Source organism: Pseudomonas sp. DCA-1 (genome assembly GCF_046523955.1).
Classification (GTDB): Bacteria; Pseudomonadota; Gammaproteobacteria; order Pseudomonadales; family Pseudomonadaceae; genus Aquipseudomonas; species Aquipseudomonas putida_Y.
Genome location: NZ_CP169881.1, coordinates 52,556 through 71,798, shown reverse-complemented (window position 1 = coordinate 71,798; position 19,243 = coordinate 52,556). Strand labels below are relative to the sequence as shown.

At 58.6% G+C, this 19,243-nt stretch carries 20 protein-coding genes; 7 read left to right on the top strand and 13 right to left on the bottom strand.

The genetic code is table 11. The features are described 5' to 3' along the window. Genes arsH through ACE4QZ_RS00335 form a run of 4 tightly spaced genes read right to left on the bottom strand, consistent with a single transcriptional unit; the run spans window position 1 to window position 2,890 of the window. Entirely contained in the window at window positions 1–714 is a 714-nt protein-coding gene (arsH, locus tag ACE4QZ_RS00350; protein ID WP_060519744.1) for an arsenical resistance protein ArsH, read from the bottom strand. Between the two features lie 23 nt (window positions 715–737). Next, a complete protein-coding gene (locus ACE4QZ_RS00345) occupies window positions 738–1,208 on the bottom strand; it encodes an arsenate reductase ArsC (protein ID WP_031314387.1) in 471 nt (156 codons plus the stop codon). Window positions 1,209–1,222: 14 nt separating this feature from the next. After that, on the bottom strand, window positions 1,223–2,506 hold the full coding sequence (locus ACE4QZ_RS00340; RefSeq protein ID WP_060519746.1) for an arsenic transporter: 1,284 nt from the start codon (window positions 2,504–2,506) through the stop codon (window positions 1,223–1,225). A 27-nt stretch (window positions 2,507–2,533) separates the two neighbouring features. Then, window positions 2,534–2,890 (bottom strand): metalloregulator ArsR/SmtB family transcription factor, encoded by a 357-nt coding sequence (locus tag ACE4QZ_RS00335; protein ID WP_060519748.1) that lies wholly within the window; start codon window positions 2,888–2,890, stop codon window positions 2,534–2,536. Window positions 2,891–3,623: 733 nt separating this feature from the next. On the opposite strand from ACE4QZ_RS00335, the gene ACE4QZ_RS00330 reads away from it, so the two are divergent. Next, a complete protein-coding gene (locus ACE4QZ_RS00330; RefSeq protein ID WP_039614978.1) occupies window positions 3,624–3,956 on the top strand; it encodes a DUF2790 domain-containing protein in 333 nt (110 codons plus the stop codon). Between the two features lie 135 nt (window positions 3,957–4,091). Here ACE4QZ_RS00330 and ACE4QZ_RS00325 read toward each other — a convergent pair whose 3' ends face one another. The 8 genes from ACE4QZ_RS00325 to ACE4QZ_RS00290 form a co-directional block, all read right to left on the bottom strand. Further along, window positions 4,092–4,418 (bottom strand): four-helix bundle copper-binding protein, encoded by a 327-nt coding sequence (locus tag ACE4QZ_RS00325; protein ID WP_101195988.1) that lies wholly within the window; start codon window positions 4,416–4,418, stop codon window positions 4,092–4,094. A 160-nt stretch (window positions 4,419–4,578) separates the two neighbouring features. Further along, the gene (locus ACE4QZ_RS00320) at window positions 4,579–4,932 is read right to left on the bottom strand and encodes a copper-binding protein (RefSeq protein WP_060519755.1); all 354 of its coding nucleotides are present in this window, start codon (window positions 4,930–4,932) and stop codon (window positions 4,579–4,581) included. Next, complete coding sequence (locus ACE4QZ_RS00315; protein WP_060519757.1) at window positions 4,929–8,087, bottom strand: efflux RND transporter permease subunit; 3,159 nt, start codon at window positions 8,085–8,087, stop codon at window positions 4,929–4,931. The genes ACE4QZ_RS00320 and ACE4QZ_RS00315 overlap by 4 nt, the downstream gene beginning before the upstream one ends. After that, window positions 8,084–9,547, bottom strand: a complete 1,464-nt coding sequence (locus ACE4QZ_RS00310; protein ID WP_101195989.1) for an efflux RND transporter periplasmic adaptor subunit — start codon at window positions 9,545–9,547, stop codon at window positions 8,084–8,086. The genes ACE4QZ_RS00315 and ACE4QZ_RS00310 overlap by 4 nt, the downstream gene beginning before the upstream one ends. Further along, window positions 9,544–10,794 (bottom strand): TolC family protein, encoded by a 1,251-nt coding sequence (locus tag ACE4QZ_RS00305; RefSeq protein WP_060519761.1) that lies wholly within the window; start codon window positions 10,792–10,794, stop codon window positions 9,544–9,546. Before ACE4QZ_RS00305 ends, ACE4QZ_RS00310 begins: the two co-directional genes overlap by 4 nt. Before the next feature lie 86 nt (window positions 10,795–10,880). Further along, window positions 10,881–11,228, bottom strand: coding sequence for a hypothetical protein (locus ACE4QZ_RS00300; protein ID WP_060519763.1), 348 nt, complete (start codon window positions 11,226–11,228; stop codon window positions 10,881–10,883). A 36-nt stretch (window positions 11,229–11,264) separates the two neighbouring features. Next, window positions 11,265–12,671, bottom strand: a complete 1,407-nt coding sequence (locus ACE4QZ_RS00295; protein WP_060519764.1) for a heavy metal sensor histidine kinase — start codon at window positions 12,669–12,671, stop codon at window positions 11,265–11,267. Continuing rightward, window positions 12,671–13,348 (bottom strand): heavy metal response regulator transcription factor, encoded by a 678-nt coding sequence (locus ACE4QZ_RS00290; protein ID WP_060519766.1) that lies wholly within the window; start codon window positions 13,346–13,348, stop codon window positions 12,671–12,673. Before ACE4QZ_RS00290 ends, ACE4QZ_RS00295 begins: the two co-directional genes overlap by 1 nt. A gap of 165 nt (window positions 13,349–13,513) precedes the next feature. Between ACE4QZ_RS00290 and ACE4QZ_RS00285 the strand changes: the two genes are divergently transcribed. The 6 genes from ACE4QZ_RS00285 to ACE4QZ_RS00260 all read left to right on the top strand — a co-directional run bounded on the left by ACE4QZ_RS00285 (window position 13,514) and on the right by ACE4QZ_RS00260 (window position 18,496). Beyond that, complete coding sequence (locus ACE4QZ_RS00285) at window positions 13,514–13,720, top strand: co-regulatory protein PtrA N-terminal domain-containing protein (RefSeq protein WP_060519770.1); 207 nt, start codon at window positions 13,514–13,516, stop codon at window positions 13,718–13,720. A gap of 181 nt (window positions 13,721–13,901) precedes the next feature. Then, window positions 13,902–15,815, top strand: coding sequence for a copper resistance system multicopper oxidase (locus ACE4QZ_RS00280; RefSeq protein ID WP_060519772.1), 1,914 nt, complete (start codon window positions 13,902–13,904; stop codon window positions 15,813–15,815). 14 nt (window positions 15,816–15,829) lie between these two features. Beyond that, on the top strand, window positions 15,830–16,153 hold the full coding sequence (locus ACE4QZ_RS00275; RefSeq protein WP_019470286.1) for a hypothetical protein: 324 nt from the start codon (window positions 15,830–15,832) through the stop codon (window positions 16,151–16,153). Further along, the gene (locus ACE4QZ_RS00270) at window positions 16,143–17,258 is read left to right on the top strand and encodes a copper resistance protein B (protein ID WP_060519774.1); all 1,116 of its coding nucleotides are present in this window, start codon (window positions 16,143–16,145) and stop codon (window positions 17,256–17,258) included. The genes ACE4QZ_RS00275 and ACE4QZ_RS00270 overlap by 11 nt, the downstream gene beginning before the upstream one ends. A gap of 10 nt (window positions 17,259–17,268) precedes the next feature. After that, window positions 17,269–18,051, top strand: a complete 783-nt coding sequence (locus ACE4QZ_RS00265; RefSeq protein WP_060519775.1) for a c-type cytochrome — start codon at window positions 17,269–17,271, stop codon at window positions 18,049–18,051. Then, the gene (locus tag ACE4QZ_RS00260) at window positions 18,041–18,496 is read left to right on the top strand and encodes a DUF411 domain-containing protein (protein WP_060519778.1); all 456 of its coding nucleotides are present in this window, start codon (window positions 18,041–18,043) and stop codon (window positions 18,494–18,496) included. The genes ACE4QZ_RS00265 and ACE4QZ_RS00260 overlap by 11 nt, the downstream gene beginning before the upstream one ends. Before the next feature lie 105 nt (window positions 18,497–18,601). Here the strand turns inward: ACE4QZ_RS00260 and ACE4QZ_RS00255 are convergent, their stop codons facing one another. Next, entirely contained in the window at window positions 18,602–18,790 is a 189-nt protein-coding gene (locus ACE4QZ_RS00255; protein WP_060519780.1) for an AbrB/MazE/SpoVT family DNA-binding domain-containing protein, read from the bottom strand. Window positions 18,791–19,243: the final 453 nt, after the last annotated feature.

The following is a 19,243-nucleotide window of genomic DNA, read 5'->3' as shown; positions in this document are numbered from 1 at the left end:
TCAAATGGACCGCAGATTGACTCGCTTGGACAGCTCTTCCGCCGACTCCTTGCGCTCGGAGTAGCGATCCACCAGGTAATCCTGGCGGTCGCGCAATAGCAGCGTGAACTTGGTCAGTTCTTCCATCACATCAACCAGCCGGTCATAGAAGGAAGAAGGTTTCATGCGCCCGGCATCATCGAACTCCAGGAAGGCTTTTGGAACCGACGACTGGTTAGGGATAGTGAACATGCGCATCCAACGGCCCAGCACGCGCAATTGGTTCACCACGTTGAACGACTGCGAGCCACCACAAACCTGCATCACCGCTAATGTCTTGCCCTGGGTCGGACGTACGGCGCCCATGGCCAAAGGTACCCAGTCGATCTGCGCCTTAAAGACTGCGCTCATAGAACCGTGACGCTCGGGCGAGCACCACACCTGGCCCTCGGACCATTGCATCAGCTCGCGGAGTTCCAGCACCTTCTCGTGGGAGTCCGGAGCGTCATCCGGGAGCGGCAGGCCGGAAGGGTCGAAGATACGGGTTTCGGCGCCGAACTCTTCCAGCAGGCGCGCAGCTTCCTGGACCATCAAGCGGCTGAATGAGCGTTCGCGGGTCGATCCGTACAGCAGCAGGATGCGTGGTTTATGCGTGGAGGGATCCTTCGGCTCCAGACGCTCCAGCGACGGCAGATCGATCAGTTCTGGCTGGATATTTGGCAGGTGGTCGTTCATTTCAGTCTCCATTGATCCAGGGCCTACAGCGCGCCGATGCGAGCAAGTTCGGCTTTCAGTTCGTCCTGGCTCAGTTGCGAGAAGGGCAGCGCAATGAAAGCGCGCACGCGCTCATCGATCTTCGCAAGTGTGGTCTGGAAGGCTTGTTCGATTTCCGCCTCACTGCCGGTAACCGCCGAAGGGTCGGCCAGGCCCCAGTGGGCTTTGAGCGATGGACCGAAGAAGATCGGACAGGCTTCGCCGGCAGCTCGATCGCACACGGTGACGACTATGTCGGGAGGAGAGCTCTCGAAGACATCCGAGGCCTTGCTTGAAAGACCAGCGGTGGGGATACCGGCGGCTTCCAAGGTCTTCAGCGCCCGCTCATTGACCTTGCCGCTTGGGAAGCTACCCGAGCTCACAGCTTCCATACCCTCGGGGGCCAGATGATTGAACAGCGCCTCGGACAGGATGCTGCGGCAGCTGTTGTGGGTGCACATGAACAAGACTTTCATCAGATATCTCCGGTTCAAAAGCTCAGGCGTATGGCCAATGCGGCCAAGGTGGCAAGCAGGATCGGCAGCGTCAGGACGATACCGGTGCGGAAGTAGTAACCCCAGGTGATAACGATGTTTTTGCGGGCCAGCACGTGCAGCCACAGCAAGGTGGCCAGGCTGCCGATTGGGGTGATTTTCGGACCGAGGTCACAGCCGATGACGTTGGCGTAGATCATGGCCTCACGCACGATGCCAGTGGCCTCGGCGGAATGGATCGACAAAGCTCCTACCAGTACAGTGGGCATGTTGTTCATGACCGACGACAGGCCAGCGGCGAGCAGCCCCGTCCCGAGGGATGCGCCCCAGACCCCGTAGCCGGTGAAGACATTGAGGATCTGCGTCAGGTAGTCGGTGAGGCCGGCATTACGCAGGCCATAGACCACCAGGTACATGCCAAGCGAGAACACCACGACCTGCCAAGGCGCGTCCTTGAGCACCTTGCGGGTTGAGATCACGTGCCCATGCGCAGCGATCAGGTAGAGGATCAGCGCACAGGCAGCAGCGATGGCGCTGATCGGAACGCCCAGCGGCTCGATGGCGAAGAAGCCGACCAGCAACAGCGCAAGCACCCACCAGCCGGCAACGAACGTCGCCTTGTCGCGGATAGCGGCTTCGGGAGCCTTCAGTTGGTCGAGTTCATAGGTTCGCGGCAGGTCCTTGCGGAAGAACCACAGCAGCATTCCCAGCGTGGCGGCGATACTGACCAGGTTCACCGGCACCATGATCGAGGCGTACTCGCTGAAACCGATGCCAAAGTAGTCGGCGGAAACGATGTTCACCAGGTTGGACACCACCAGCGGCAGGCTCGCGGTATCGGCGATAAAACCTGCTGCCATGACAAATGCCAACGTCGCCGCCGGGGAAAAACGCAGGGCAAGCAGCATGGCGATAACGATCGGCGTCAGGATCAGCGCTGCGCCATCATTGGCGAATAACGCCGACACTGCTGCTCCCAGGAGAATGATGAAAGCGAACAGCTTGCGGGTACTGCCGTTGCCCCAGCGGGCCACATGCAACGCTGCCCATTCGAAGAAACCCGCCTCATCCAGCAAAAGGCTGATGATGATGACAGCGATAAACGTTGCGGTGGCGTTCCATACTATCTGCCACACCACTGGGATATCAGACAGATTCACTACGCCCGCCAGTAGCGCCACGACCGCCCCTAGACCAGCGCTCCAGCCCACCCCCAGACCCTTTGGCTGCCAGATCACCAGAACGATCGTTGCGAGAAAAATCAAAAATGCGATGAACATGGCTCAACTCAGTCAGCGAAGTGAAAATCAAGCACAAGCAGCAGGGCTTTGTGGACGCTCGCCCATTTCAGCAAGGCGCACAGCATCGGCGCTTAGCCACTGGGCGTTTGCATCGACAACACTCTTGAGCATCATCTGCACCCATTCTGGCAAGGACGGATTGAGGCGGTAATACACCCATTGTCCCTGCCGCCGGTCCATGAGGATTCCGGCTTCTCGCAATTGAGCAAGATGCCGAGAAATCTTCGGCTGGCTGAGGTCGAGTGCGCAGGTCAACTCACATACGCATAGCTCGCCTTCACTGGCGATCAGCAAGGTCATCCGGGCTCGTGTTTCGTCAGCGAGACATTTAAAAACGATGGGGGGGGTTAGGGTTTCCCGCATTTGACCTCCTGGGGAACGCAGCACGGGCGGCTCATATCTGGAGGCTCGAATATATGACCATTCAGATATACGGTAAAGCAGATATTAATTCACTGACCAGATGACCGAGTCACAGTAGGAGGCAAAATCCAGGGTTCGCGCCCTTATCCGGATATTGATTCCCTTCCCATCGAGTCCACGATGAACCACCCTGAGATGTCTCTCCGATTGCTTGGTGCCGATCAGATCCAGGGGTTGGATGAGTATCTTTCCGCAGCCGGCTTGCCTACCCCGGACCTTCTGCAGCACGACCGCATGTTCTATTCCTTTCACCGTGGAGAAACGGAACTGGGATATGGGGCATCGAAGGATGGCCAGGCTCGTCTAATTCGTTCGCTGGTTGTGGATCCTGGGAAAGAGGATCCGGGGTCGGTACCTTGCTGCTTAGAGCACTTGAACGCATAGCCGAAGCCGACGGGGCTTAAAGCCTCTGCGGACCACAATTGCGCCCGATTTATTCGAGGCTCGGGGATATGAGCGCAGAGAGCGATCCCTAGCCCCTAGGGTGATTTCCAACTCCGCAGAGTTTGAAAAGCTCTGTCCCGTGTCGGCTTTACCTTAGGCACCCGCAAACTGTCTATGAGGGAATAGCGCTGTCAACCCAGCACAGCCTTACAAAGATGTAATGCCTGGATCACATGGATGACAGCTACCGGGCCTTAGGCTGCAGTCATGTTTTCATGGAGTAATTGAAATGATCAAAGCCAAATGCATCGCCGGCCTACTTCTCTTAATCGCCTCCTCATCCGCTTTTTCCGAAGGAGGTTCTGATCGTTTGCACGGAAAAATGATTCAGGCGAATGAGCAGGCTATGCGTGCATACGCAGCGGCCAATGGAAAAAAGCCACCTGAGGTGATCCATTATCGCTATGGAATGAAGCTGGACGTGGCGAGAGTCATCAGCAGGACTTCGACCAACGGCAGCTGCGACGTGATGCCGGCACAGATGAATTACGAGGACTCAACAGGAGAGCTGAAAATCCTTGAATATCGCACTGCCGGAATTAACTGCAGGGGTCAAAACTGACCGAAGCACAGGTTAATTCTTGAAGTCAGCTGATCACCAGTAGCGCCAGCTGATCGGCCGCCAGGGGGCTTGTGATCGACCGACCGAGGTCTTCCCTAAGTACTTTGCAAAAGAACGACGGTCGGTCGAAATTAATTAGGCAGCCATTGCTTCGCAGGATTGTGCGCAGGCCAAACAGGCTTGTGCGCAATGCTGACAGTGGTCTGCCGTGTGCTTACTGCACTCCTCCCCGCAGGCGCGGCAAATCCTGGCGCACAACGCACAAAATTCCTTGGCGAGCATGCTTTCTCGTGCCATCAAGGTAGCCGCCAGCCTGCACATATCTGCGCAATCCCTGTCCAACTTGATGCAGTCAGCCATCATTTTTACGTCCTGCTCTTGCAGGCAGGCTGACGCGCAGCCTTCACAGGCCAGCGCACAGCGCAGGCATTCCGAGATGCATTCATCAAAGCTACTGTTCATGATCATATCTCCGGTATCGGGTCGATGTGATGCCAGTGCACCGTCTCATGACGGTATGTAGCGTTCGACCTGAGGGGTTCCTGAAGATTGATTACATTTCTGTAAGCTTGTCCGAATCATCTCAGTATGAAGGCGTGCCCGATCATTCAAGGCTTTTCAATCACTGCTTCTGGATGCTCACGATTTTCGCGGAGCTTCCCTCCATGCGGAACCCAAATTTCACCTTGTCGCCTACGTTCAAGCCCTTCAGCTGTGCAGGCTCAGATTGGAAGCCCATGGTCATCGCCGGCCATTTGAGCTCTGCTACCGGGCCGTGCGCTAAGGTGATTTTCCCGCTTTGAAGATCCAGCGCCTTTATTGTCCCCTCAGCATGCGCAGTGGGAGCCGCCTGGCTCCCTTGGCCCCCCTCGGCGGAGGCTGGCATTTTCTTCATGTCCATACCATCCATGTCCTGGGCATGCACACTGGTGGCAAAAGCGGTGACCAGGCCTGCGATGACAATTAGCTTTTTCATTGGATTTCTCCTGAGAGGTTGGGGGTAGTTACAGCAAGTTCGCGGCGACGGATCAGCCAGTACGCCGCAGGGATTACAAAAAGGGAAAGCAAGGGGGCGGTGAGCATGCCGCCCACCATGGGAACCGCGATGCGGCTCATGACCTCGCTGCCGGTACCGCTGCTCCAGAGGATGGGCAGCAAGCCTGCAACGATGACCGCCACAGTCATTGCCTTGGGCCTGATGCGTTGCACCGCGCCCTCACGGATCGCGTCGAGCAGCGCTGTTCGTGTGGTTTCGCCTTTGGCTTGACGCTCAGCCCAAGCGTTATTCAGGTAGATGAGCATGATCACTCCGAACTCCGCCGCTACGCCGGCCAGGGCAATGAAACCAACGCCTGTGGCCACCGACAGGTTGTAGCCCAGCAGGTACAGCAGCCAAACGCCTCCGGTCAGCGCGAACGGTAGTGTGCCCATGATGAGCAACGCCTCACCGAGGCGCCCAAAGGTCAGGTAGAGCAGCACGAAGATGATGGCCAGCGTCGCCGGCACCACCCAGGCCAGACGGGCATTCGCCCGCTCCAGGTATTCGAACTGGCCGGAGTAGCTCAAGCTCATGCCTGGATCGAGCTTCACCTCGCTGTTGATCGCCTGACGAAGGTCTGCCACAACAGACGATAGATCCCGGCCGCGCACATCGATGTACACCCAACCCGAGGGGCGAGCATTCTCGCTCTTAAGCATGGGCGGGCCATCAGCGATACGTATGCGGGCCACGCTGCCGAGCGTCAGCTGACCGCCCTGCGAGGTGTAGATCGGCAGCTGACGCAACGCCTCCACGGAATCACGCCATTCGCGTGGATAGCGCACGCTGATGGGATAGCGGGCCAAGCCTTCAACCGTTTCTCCAATGGTTTCGCCACCAATGGCGCCAGCCACGAGGGCCTGTACGTCGGTGATGTTCAGACCGTAACGGGCAGCGGCATGGCGATCGATATCCAGATCAATGTAGCGGCCACCAGTCAAACGCTCCGCCAGCGCCGAAGTCACTCCAGGAACCTTTTTCGCTGCCCGCTCCACAGCGAGGGTAGCCCGGTCTATCTGGTCTAGGTCGCTGCCGGCCACCTTGACGCCTATTGGGCTCTTGATACCGGTGGCCAGCATATCGATGCGGTTGCGGATGGGCGGGATCCAGATGTTGGTCAGCCCAGGCACACGCACAGTGCGATCAAGCTCCTCGATGAGCTTCTCCGTGGTCATTCCTGGACGCCACTCACTCTTGGGCTTGAGCCGAACGATGGTCTCGAACATCTCCAGCGGTGCCGGGTCGGTAGCGGACTCGGCGCGGCCGGCTTTACCAAAGACACTGGCCACCTCGGGAACAGTTCGAATCAGACGATCCGTTCGCTGCAACAGCTCTGAAGCTTTCTGCGCCGAGAGTCCAGGCAAGGCTGAAGGCATGTAAAGCAGATCACCTTCATCGAGCGGAGGAAGGAACTCGCCCCCAAGATGATTCAAGGGCCACAGACTGCTGAGCAGGATGAGCAATGCTCCAGCGAGGGTAACCAGAGGCCGGCGCAGGACGACCTCTAATGCCGGACGGTACAGCCGGATGAGGCCCCGGTTGAGCGGGTTGCGCTGTTCCGCAGGCAGTGGCCCTCTGATCCAGTACCCCATCAGCACCGGAATCAGGGTCACCGATAGCGCAGCCGCCGCTGCCATTGCGTAGGTCTTGGTAAAGGCCAGGGGTGCGAAGAGACGCCCTTCCTGGGCTTGCAGCGTGAACACCGGGATGAACGATAGCGTGATGATCATCAGGCTGAAGAATAGTGCCGGTCCTACCTCGACGGCCGCCTCTGTCATTACCCTCCAATGCGCTTCGCCTCGCAAGGGTTGACCAGGATGCCGGGCATGCCAAGCCTCAACACGTTTGTGGGCGTTCTCGATCATGACCACGGCAGCGTCCACCATTGCACCGATGGCAATAGCGATTCCGCCAAGGGACATGATGTTGGCATTGATACCCTGATGACGCATGACAATCAGCGCAATCAAGATTCCCACGGGAAGCGACACGATAGCCACCAACGACGAGCGCAGGTGCCAGAGAAACGCTGCGCATACCAACGCCACTACTACGAATTCCTCGATCAGCTTGTGACTGAGGTTCTCCACGGCACGGTCGATCAACTGGCTGCGGTCGTAGACGGTGACAAGCTCCACCCCGGCTGGCAGGCCTTTCTTCAGGGTTTCTAGCTTGGCCTTGACGTGCCCGATGGCCTCACGAGCATTCTTCCCGCTGCGCAGGATCACCACCCCTCCTACGGCTTCGCCGAGGCCGTCCAGTTCGCCTATGCCTCTGCGGGCTTCCGGACCTATCTGCACCGTAGCGACGTCGCCTAATGTCACCGGCACGCCCTTGGTAGCCAGTCGCAGCGGTATCGCTCTGAAATCATCCAGCGATCGCAGGTAGCCGGCCGCACGTACCATGAACTCCGCTTCGCCCTGCTCCAGTACACCGCCACCGGTCTCCTGGTTGGCCTTGCCTATAGCCTCAACCACCTCAGCCTGGGTGATACCGAGGCTGGCCATGCGCAGCGGATCGAGGACGACTTGGTACTGCTTGACCATACCGCCGATGGTGGCTACCTCAGCGACATCCGGCAGGGTCTTGAGCTCATAGCGCAGGAACCAGTCCTGCAGGCTGCGCAGTTGCGACAGGTCATGGCCGCCGTTGCGATCGACCAACGCATACTGATAAATCCAGCCCACTCCGGTGGCATCCGGGCCCAGTACCGGCTTGGCTGCCTCAGGTAATCGCGATTGCGCCTGGCTCAGGTACTCAAGCACCCGTGAGCGCGCCCAATACAGATCGGTGCCGTCCTCGAACAGCACGTAGACGAAGCTGTCACCGAAGGCGGAGAAACCGCGTACCGTTTTGGCCCCCGGAACCGAGAGCATGGTTGTGGTCAGCGGATAGGTCACCTGATTCTCAACGATTTGGGGAGCCTGGCCTGGGTAGGACGTGCGGATGATCACCTGCACGTCCGACAGGTCGGGCAAGGCGTCGATTGGCAGGCTACGCACCGAGACGAAGCCCCATGCCACCAGAAACAGCGTGGCGAGGAGCACCAGCACACGGTTGCCTACCGACCAGCGGATCAGTTTGGCAATCATGGTTGGCCCTCCACCACGTTGATCTGCTCAACTACCATGCCCTCGTCGCGTTCGCGTATGCCAAAGCGAATCTGCGCACCGACCTTGAGGCCATCAAGGAGAGACTGATCAACCACAGGAAAGGTCATGGTCATCCCTGGCATGCCCAGGGTGATGAAAGGACCGTGGGCAACGGTGAGCTGGGTGCCGTCTATCTGCACGACACGGCCATCCGCTTCATGCAGGGCTGGCCCCGCATTAGGCTGACTATCCTGCGCCGTCGCCGCCTCGATGCCTTTCAAATTAGCGTCGGAGTCCAACAGGAATTGCCCGGACGCGACGATGCGCTGTCCTGGCTGAAGGCCCTGCAACACCGCAACTTTCCCTCTGCTCTCCTGGCCCAACACGACTTCCACCGGCCGGAAGCGACCACCGTCTTCAGCCAGCATCAACAGGTCTCGCTTGCCGGTGCGGATGACCGCCTCGGCAGGCACCAAGAGGCTTTGCTCGGAAGACTCGCCGGGATGGAGAGCCACTTGAGCGGTCATCCCAGGACGAAGCCGTCCATCCGGGTTGGGCAACTCGATACGCAGGCGCAACGTGCGGCTCTGCAAATCGGCATCGGCGAGCAACGCGGTCAACTTGCCCGGTATGGGATCGCCTGGGAACGCTGGCAATTGCGCCCGCACAGGCTGGCCTTCGCGAAGACCTTGAGCCTGGGCTTCCGGCACAGCCGCTTCCAGCCAGACGTTGGCCACTCCATTGATCCTCGCCAAGGTAGCCCCCGGCGTCAACGTCATTCCGGGTCGCAAATCGAGAACCTGGATGACTCCGGCCGTGGGTGCGGAGAGTGTGACCGAGAGCTGCACCTTCCCAGTGCTCGCGACCCGGTTGATCAGGTCGGCCGGCATGCCGGCGAGCACAAGCCGCTGTCGTGCCGCCGCCGTCAGCTGCGTGTCGCCGGAATGCCGCAGCGCCAGGTATTCCTCCTGCAAACCAGCCCACTCCGGGGTTAGCACATCGGCTAGAGGAGCCCCTTTGGCAACGATGTCGCCCGTCGCTCGACCATAGACGCGCTCGACGTAGCCGCCAGTCCGGGCCTGCAATACGCTGAAGTCGCGTTCGTCGAACGTTAGAACGCCGCTCACACTCAGGGTCCGTTCTAGCCGGCCAGCCGTCACCGTCGCCAATCGAATCCCAAGGTTTTGCTGGAGCCCAGCCGAGACCTGAACCGCAGGCTGCTCCTCGCCAGCCGTGTCATCCGAATACTTGGGCACGAGCGGCATGTCCATGAACGGCGATTTTCCGGGCGCCGGGAAGTGCTGCTGGGGATACATCGGGTCATACCAGTACAGCGCTTTTTTTTCCTCACCTACTGGCTGGGATGAGGAATACGCACCTCTTCCACCTAGCCAGAAGCCCGCGCCTATCCCAATAGCAAGGGCAGCAGCCACGAGCAAACCAATCGACCTATTCCTCATGCCCGCACCTCTCCATAAACGAAATGCAGACGCGCTGCTGTTGCCGCCAACTGTCCTTGCAGGTCCACATCCTGTAGCAGCGCTTCCACACGCTGCCGGCGTGCCGACAGCACTTCACTCAACGGCGAATTACCGGCGCGGTAGTCCGCCAGAGCGAGGCGTACCCGGTCCTCGGCCAGGGGCAAAAGTGTTTCGCGACTGCGCCGTACAGCCCGTTGCAAGCGTTGGTACTCGGCAAGGTCTGTTTCAAGCTGAGCTTGATGCTCGCGCAGGGCAGCGTCCTGCTCATTTTCCAATTGGCGAACTTGTGCGCGTCGTGCCGCAATCATTGGGTCTTGCCGGGAGCTGGTGAACAACGGCAACTGGAAGCTGACTTGCAGGCTGACCATGTTGCTGAAGTCCGGACCACGGCGCTGATAATCCACCCCCCAGGACCAATCCGATTTCTTTTCCGCCTGAGCCTGGTGTACCTGGGCTTGAGCCTCGCGTGTCATGGCGTTGTAGGTATTGAGCTCCGGATGGGCATGGACGGAGTGCAAGTATTCAGCTGCATCTACAGGCCAGACAGGGAACGTCGGCGCGCCCACTTCGGCGTCCTGCCCAATCCAGCGCTTCAGCGCGGCTCGCGCCTGAGCTGACTGACTCAACAGAACGTCTTTCTGCTCGTCCAACTGTGCCAATTCCTGTTTGGGAGCCAACGTATCGGCCGTTGAGCCTGCGCCTCCGGCCAGGCTGGCCCGCACCGTGGAAGCCAGCAGCTGGTTTTCTTTGTAGAAGGCGTCGAACTGTTCAAGCTTTCGCTGCACGGTGTATGCAGCCACCCAAGCCTGTGCGGTTGCCGCCCGAACTTTCAGCCGTTCGAACAGCGCCTCGGCATCGGCTCGCTCGACCGTGGCCTGCGCTGTCTCTATGCGAGCTTTGCGTTTGTCCCGGTTCGGTACTTCTTGGGACAGGCCAACCACCTGCATGGTCATGAAGTCTCTGTTCATGCTCCAGCGGTCGGTGCCTTCAATCGGCAGGTTCTGTACCCCGAGATTCAGGCGCGGATCGGGTAGTTCGCCCGCTGGAATGACTGCGCTGCGCGCAGCTGATGCCTGCTCCTGGCGGGCCTGTAGAGAGGGAGCGTTGCGTTCAGCCAGTTGCAGCGCCTCATCCAGCGACAGCGTTGCAGCCTGTGCCGAGACAGCCGGCAGCAGTATGAACAGGACGGCCGTGGTTATCCGTCCCTGAAAACGTTGGGGAGTCATGAAAATGATTCCTCGAAAGATCAGCGCCCAGGCGCGTGCCATCGCCCCGCTGCTAGGCGGAACGACGGTGTGAAATTAAGAGGGAATCAGACGCGGGGAGGCCGCCATGGATCGGGGGGAGAGCCTGTCGCTATGCCTACCGCGTAGGTATCGGCAGGTCGTGGCTTGGCAAAGGTCAGCCCAGGCGTCAGGAAGCTGAGCTGCACTGTGCTAGCAGTCCTGCACTCCTGGCCGACCTTGCAGGATTTGGCGTGATCGCCGGCCTTGCCCAGGTCTTGGTCCTGGCAGCAGTCATGATCCATACCCGCCATCATTTCCATGCCCATGGTCTGCATTGGGCAAGGTTCAGTCGCCGAATCGATGCCCGCCATCCCGTTAAGCGGAAGCGCCACGATAAGCATCAGGATGGTGAGCAGTCGAATGAACCGATTCATGATGGGCGAGTATAGATTACCGGGATGAGTTCAGCATTAAGGGGTTGGGGCTGCACTAACCCACCGCTTAGAGGCTGGGAGACTGATGAAGAAGGTTGTGACACCCTCCGCTGAAGTACACCAGATTCGTCCGCTATGAGCCTCGATGATAGAGCGGGTTATCGACAGACCCAGGCCTGCATTGCTTGGGCCGCCTTCGCGCCTGGCTGGATCGGCTCGATAGAATCGGTCGAAGATCTTGCCAATGTGCTGGGAATCGATGATTACCCCGCTGTTACGCACGGAAAGCGTCACGCTTTCAGGCGTCTGCTCGATTCGCACTGATATCTCGTTACCTTCCGGGGTGTAGCGCAACGCGTTGGATAGAAGGTTGGAAAGCGCTCGGTCAATCATCAGGCGATCGCCACGAACCTTACCCTGCCCGTGTAGGGTCAGCTGGATGCCTTGATCCTCAGCCAGGAACTGGTAGTACTCGAACAGCTTGGAAACGAGGTCGGAGAGCTCCACATCAATCTGCTCAGGGACGATCAGACCGTTATCCGCCTTGGCGAGGAACAGCATGTCGTCGATCATGCGCGACATACGCTTGAGGTCTTCCAGGTTCGAATAGAGGTTCTCCTCATAGGCATCCAGGTCACGCTTCTTGGTGAGCACCACTTCAGTATGGGTCAGAAGGTTGCTGACTGGCGTTCTCAACTCGTGAGCGATATCGGCAGAGAAGTTGGACAACCGAACGAATGCATCCTCCAACCGTCCCAGCATCCCGTTGAAAGACAGGATGAGCTCCTGAAGCTCTAGCGGCACGGGCTCCAGGGGAATGCGCTCGCGGAGCGATCTTGCCGACATCCCGGTGGCCACTTTGGTGATTTGCCCAACAGGCCGAAGCCCACTCTTGGCCACGACCCAACCCAAGCCTGCGCTTACAATCGCGCTGATCACCAGGCCAATTCCGAACCACCATTGCAGGGTGACAAAGAAATGGGCGTGAGTGGTGACATCGAGCATCAGCACGGCCGTCACCGGTTCCGGCTCGCCTGCAATGGTCAGCTGGGCGGTAATGCCGCGAAAGTTCTGCGATTCATCCTGCCATTCCCAGACCGCACCCCGGTGCGCCTGCTCGAACCGCTGGGGAATTTGGGAGGCTTTGGGGTCTGAAAACAGGACCGTACCGTCAGCCTTGGTGATTTTCGCCGACAAATCCTGATGTGCGCCGAGCAATGCCCGCAGCTGCTGCTCCTGATCGTGGAGCCCGCCTCGCGCTGCTGAGATGGACAGGATATGACGCGTTGACTCCAGCTTTTCGGAAAGCGCCTGCTCATCCAGCATCCGGAAATGGTGCTGGCTGAGCCCGTAGAAAGCCACCCCGGCAACCACCAGGACAGCAGTCACTGCGAACATGAACATCAGGGTCAGTCGCTTGACGAGCGATGATTGCGGGCGCATCACTCGGGCACATCCATCATGTAGCCCATGCCTCGGGCGGTATGGATGAGCTTTGGCGCGAAGTCGTCATCTATTTTGGCCCGCAGTCGGCGAATCGCTACCTCAATCACGTTGGTGTCACTGTCGAAGTTCATGTCCCAGACCTGAGAAGCGATCAGCGACTTGGGGAGCACCTCGCCGCGTCGGCGCATGAGCAGCTCCAGCAGGGAAAACTCCTTTGCGGTAAGGTCGATCCGCTTGCCGTTTCGCGTAGCTCGACGCTTGAGCAGGTCTACCTCAAGGTCTGCCATCTTCATGGTGGTTTGAGCAGCACCACCGTTGCCTCTGCGCAACAACGTGCGAACCCGAGCCAGCAGCTCCGAGAACGCAAAGGGCTTCACCAGGTAGTCATCAGCGCCCAGTTCCAAACCTTTCACGCGGTCGTCTACGCCGTCTCGGGCCGTCAAGAAAAGAACCGGCACATCCTGACCCGCCGCACGGATCTTGCGCAGGACATCCCAGCCATCGAGCCCCGGCATCATCACGTCGAGTATCAGCAAGTCATACGCTTCGCTCTGTGCCTGTTGCAGGGCGTCAGTGCCTGTCATCACCCGGTCAACGGTGAAGCCAGCTTCTGTCAGACCTTGCTGGAGGTAGACACCGGTTTTTGGCTCATCTTCGGCTACGAGTAATTTCATCTGCTCTCATCCACGCGGGGTGCATCTCCAGTTTGCAGGAAAAAAGACGCCCAACCAGAAGCTGACGGAAAAGTAATGTCGAGATCAGTTTTCTGACAGCACCGCGAAGCTAACTTGACCCTGTACCTGACGCCATGAGGCGCAGAACCCACTGAGGATCTCCAGATGAACATGGTCAAAGCAATTGTGATGGTCGTTACCTTCGGCATGGCAGGCATCGCCCTGGCAGAGGGCGGCGCGGACCGGACCTTTGCGCGGATGGAAGCGGCTCGCCAAAGCTCCATGCAGGCATTCCAAGTTGCGCAGGAGAAGAAAGAGCAGGCGCCAGTTGCCGCCCAGTCCAGCAAGCATGCCGGCCACGAAAGCTGCTGATCCCAGCTTACAGAAATGTAATCACCCCGGAATCTGAACTATGGCAGTTTCAGACTACGGCCTCTCATCAGCCTCGCGCAGTGACGAAAGTCTACGAGACTGGTGAGAGCTCCAATGAACCCAAGGGCTGCCCCATCGAGCAGCCTGGATATCAGCGATCTACCTGACTGGACGCAACGGCATGCAAAGCAAAACCACGAGACGATCTTTCGTCAAAGGCCTGGCCGCTACCGGACTTCTGGGTGGGCTCGGCATGTGGCGCGCGCCGGTCTGGGCCGTGACCAGCCCTGGCCAACCGAACGTGCTGAGCGGCACGGACTTCGATCTGTATATCGGCGAACTCCCCGTCAATATCACGGGTGCAGCTCGCACGGCCATGGCCATCAACGGTTCGGTGCCAGGGCCGATCCTGCGATGGCGCGAAGGCGACACCGTGACACTGCGCGTACGCAACCGGCTGAAACAAGACACCTCCATTCACTGGCACGGCATCATCCTGCCCGCCAACATGGACGGTGTGCCGGGCTTGAGCTTCCACGGCATCGCTCCCGATGGCATGTACGAATACAAGTTCAAGGTCCACCAGAACGGCACCTACTGGTATCACAGCCACTCAGGCTTCCAGGAACAGTCCGGGGTCTATGGGGCGTTGGTGATCGATGCCAAGGATCCGGAGCCGTTTGTGTACGACCGTGATTACGTCGTCATGCTCAGCGATTGGACGGATGAAGACCCGGCGCGGGTGCTCTCCAAACTCAAGAAGCAATCTGACTACTACAACTTCCACAAGCGCACTGTTAGCGACTTCGTTGACGATGTGAGCGAGAAAGGCTGGTCGGCCGCTGTAGCGGATCGGAAGATGTGGGCTGAAATGAAGATGAGCCCCACCGACCTCGCTGACGTGAGCGGGTATACCTACACCTACCTCATGAACGGCCAGGCTCCGAACGGCAACTGGACGGGTATCTTCAAGCCCGGCGAGAAGATCCGCCTGCGCTTTATCAACGGCTCGGCCATGACCTATTTCGATGTCCGGATTCCTGGGCTCAAGATGACGGTTGTGGCTGCCGACGGCCAGTACGTCAAACCCGTATCGGTCGATGAGTTCCGGATCGCCGTTGCCGAAACCTACGATGTCATCGTCGAACCTGAAAACGAGCAGGCCTATACAATCTTCGCGCAATCCATGGACCGTACCGGGTACTCCCGAGGCACCCTGGCAGTTCGTGAAGGCTTGCAAGCGCCCGTGCCGGAGGTAGATCCACGCCCGATCATCGCCATGAGCGATATGGGCATGGACCACGGCAGCATGGGCGGAATGGATCACGGCGGCATGGCTGGCATGGACCAGGGGAACATGGCCGGGATGGATCACAGCAAGATGGCTGGGATGGACCATGGCAGCATGGCCGGCATGGACCACAGCAAGATGGCTGGAATGGACCATAGCAGCATGGCCGGCATGGACCACAGCAAGATGGCTGGAATGGACCATAGCAACATGGCCGGCATGGATCACAGCACGATGGCTGGGATGAGTCATGAGGGCATGGCCGGCATGAGCGGTGCAATGCAGAGCCATCCGGCTTCCGAGACAAACAACCCGTTGGTCGATATGCAGACCATGTCGCCGACCCCGAAGCTGAACGATCCGGGAATTGGCCTGCGCAACAACGGGCGCCGAGTGCTGACCTACGCCGATTTGCGGAGCACCTTCATCGATCCCGATGGTCGAGAGCCTGGACGCACAATCGAACTGCACCTTACCGGCCACATGGAGAAGTTCGCGTGGTCGTTCGACGGTATCAAATTCTCTGATGCTGAACCGCTGCGGTTGAAATATGGCGAGCGTCTTCGCATCACCTTGGTCAACGACACCATGATGACTCACCCCATCCATCTCCACGGTATGTGGAGTGATCTGGAGGACGAGAACGGCAACTTCATGGTTCGCAAGCACACCATCGACATGCCACCTGGCTCAAAACGAAGCTATCGCGTCACCGCAGATGCCTTGGGACGTTGGGCCTATCACTGTCACCTACTGTTCCACATGGAAATGGGCATGTTCCGAGAAGTCCGTGTGGACGAATGAGCTGGAGATTTGAGATGAGCAAACCAATGAAACGAAGCGCCTTTTTCCTCTCTGCTGCGATGGTCGGCATGTTGGCTGTTTATGCCCCGTCGTCGTGGTCCAGCGACAACCATGATCAGCATTCCCAGAAATCTACCGAGGCCGGTAAAGCCAAAGGTTCGCAGGACAAGCAGGGTCAGGGGATGAACCATGAAGGCATGGACCATGGGTCCATGGAAAGTATGGACCACGGCTCGATGAAGGGGATGGACCATGGCTCGATGGAAGGCATGGACCACGACAAAATGATGGAATCGCATGGCAGCGACAAAGCTAAGGCAGGGAAAGATGGTCAATAGCCTTGGGCGGCCTTCGCTGCTGGCCCTGACTGTTTCAATCGGCATGCTGGGCGTAACGCCCAGCTTCGCCGCTGAAGAAATGGATCACTCGGGCATGGATCATTCGAAAATGGGGCACGGTTCCATGCAAATGGATGCTGTTCCGTCCGAATCGATGCCGGCGATGGATCACAGCAAGATGGGGGTGAGCAAACAGCAGAAACAGCCTGCCCCTGTTGATCACAGCCAGATGGAGCATGCTCAAAGCCAGAGCAAATCCAGCCCGGTGGACCATAGCAAGATGGACCACAGCAAAATGGGCCATGGAAACATGAAGGGCATGGATCACGGTTCGATGAAGGGCATGGACCATTCCCAGATGAATCATGGTTCAGCGATTTCTCCGACCACAACGAGTCGCACGCCGATTCCAGTGCTCACTGATGCCGACCGCGAGGCAGCCTTTCCGCCTTTGGGTGGCCACCAGGTGCACGACAGCGGAATCAACAGCTTCTTCCTGTTGGACCAGCTCGAATACCAAGACGCCGATGAGGGCAGCACCCTGGCCTGGGACGCATCAGGCTGGGTAGGCGGCGACATCAATCGACTCTGGGTTCGCTCGGAAGGCGAGCGCACCAATGGGGTAACCGAAGACGCTGAGCTGCAACTGCTATACGGGCGCTCGGTCAGTCCTTGGTGGGACGTGGTCGCCGGAGTCCGTCAGGATTTCAAACCGGAATCACCGCAGACCTGGGCAGCCTTTGGTATTCAGGGCATGGCCTTGTATGACTTCGAGGCCGAAGCTACGGCGTTCATCGGCGAGAACGGCCAGACTGCTGCGCGTCTTGAAGGCGAATACGACATCCTGCTGACCAATCGCTTGATTTTGCAGCCCACGGCCGAGGCGAACTTCTATGGCAAGAACGATCCTGAGCGCGGTGTTGGATCGGGTCTGGCCAATACCGAAGTCGGGCTGCGTCTACGGTATGAAATCGTCCGCCAGTTTGCCCCGTACATAGGCGTTACCTGGAGCCGCTCCTACGGCAACACCGCTGACTTCATCCGAGACGAGGGTGGAGATGTTGATGAGGCACGCTTCGTTGCCGGTATCAGGATGTGGTTCTGAGAATTCCAACATGAAAAGAACAATTACAACGCTGCTTGTGGCCGGTGCTGTCGGAAGTGCTGCGGTATTGGGCACCGCGTATTTCGGCTTGGTGAATGTCGGCGCCGATGATCCTCACTTCCCGGCTGTCCATTCGTTTCTCGCCATGGCTCGCGACCGGTCGATTGAGGTTCGAGCGCGAGACATTGAAGTGCCTGACCTGAAGAACGCTGCGTTGATCAAGGCAGGCGCAGGCAACTACAACGCCATGTGCATTGGGTGCCACCTCGCCCCTGGCGTTGGAAAGACAGAACTTAGCCAAGCGCTATACCCGTCGCCACCTGACCTCACCAAGGTGGGTGTCGGAGGCGAACCGGCTGCCGCATTCTGGACGATCAAGCACGGCATCAAAGCCACCGGCATGCCCGCTTGGGGCAAGAGCATGGGTGATGAGTACATCTGGGGAATAGTCGCGTTCCTGGATCAACTTCCCGAAATGAATCCCGAGCAGTACAAGGCTTTGGTGGCCACGAGCGGTGGCCATCAGCACGGCGGCGGCGAAAGCGATATGCATAACCATGAGGGCCAGCACGGCGGGAGCGGGCATGCCGAGCATGGCGATCACGACGAAGCGGCAGACAACGATCATGCCCAGGCAGCTCACGACCATGGAGCTCCACCCGCAGGCGCCACCCAAGCGGCAGATCATCACGGTGACCACAATGCGGCCGAAGCCCATTCGGACGCCCACCCGAAATCGTCGACAAAGACGCATGTTCACAAAGACGGTAAGGAGCACACTCATGCCAACTAACCGGATACTCGTTCGTCTAGCCGCTATCGCTGGGCTGCTGGTGACCTCAGCGGCCTACGCTGCCGAGCCTTTGTCCATCGACGTTCACCGAGACGCGAACTGCGGTTGCTGCAAGAAATGGATCGCGCACTTGGAAGCCAATAGTTTCAAAGTGACCGACCATATTGAGACGGACATGAGCGCAGTGAAACAGAAGCTGGGCGTAGCGCCACGGTTAGCGTCCTGCCACACAGCCGTGATTGATGGAAAGTTTGTTGAAGGTCACGTGCCAGCTGAGCAGATTCGAGAACTCAAGGAGCGGAACGATCTGGTCGGGATCGCCGTGCCAGGAATGCCAGCTGGATCCCCAGGCATGGAGGTTGATGGCGTAAGCCATGCCTACCAAGTCATTGGGTTAACCAAAAGCGGCGCGGACCTAGTAGTCGCCAACTATCCAGCCAAATAACGCACCGACCAGAAGGACGGCAGTAGGCTGACTGCCGTCCCATGTATCCCCGCTAGAAAGCTTCATCAGCTCAACACGACGACACAGAGGGCCTGCAACGCGTAGCTAATCAGATTCGCGGCGCTCGCGGACTGGCTTGAGTACGATATCGCCGTTGATGAGCTCTATGGAGAGTCTGTCGCCCGTCGTGACCCCGAGCTCGCGCAGAATGTCGTCAGGTAATTCCACAATCACATCGCCGGAGCCGTCGCCGGGATCCAGGCACTTTACCGTGGTGCGCGCTGATTCAGTCATTGGGCTCTCCTGCCAGAGCTACCAGTCCCCATCATACTCCAGCAGCCATGCAAGCGGTGATTTGCTCAAGCAGCTTTGCAAATGCCATTTTGTTGGAGTGTTCAGTACGCCGGAAGCCCCTTGCGACTGAGCTAGATCCCATCGACGAACATCGAAAGGGGCCGCAACCCCAAACGGTGCGTAGCTCGTCCGCTTCAATCGGACGGCAAGTTCGTGCCGAAGCTGCGTTCAATCTTTCTGCGGTGCAGCCCGGTTAGGCAATCCCTAGCAGCAGCTATGCCTGAATTGCTCGCTCTTGGTGATGACGCTCAGTGGCAGCCGCACATGGATGAGGTTTGTCGGGACAGGGCGATATCATATGGCCAGTTTACGCTCTGGTCGCTACAGTATCAGCAGTACAATAAGGACGTGCCTGTATGAGAAGGAAAGCTCGCATACTAATCCTATGCAAAA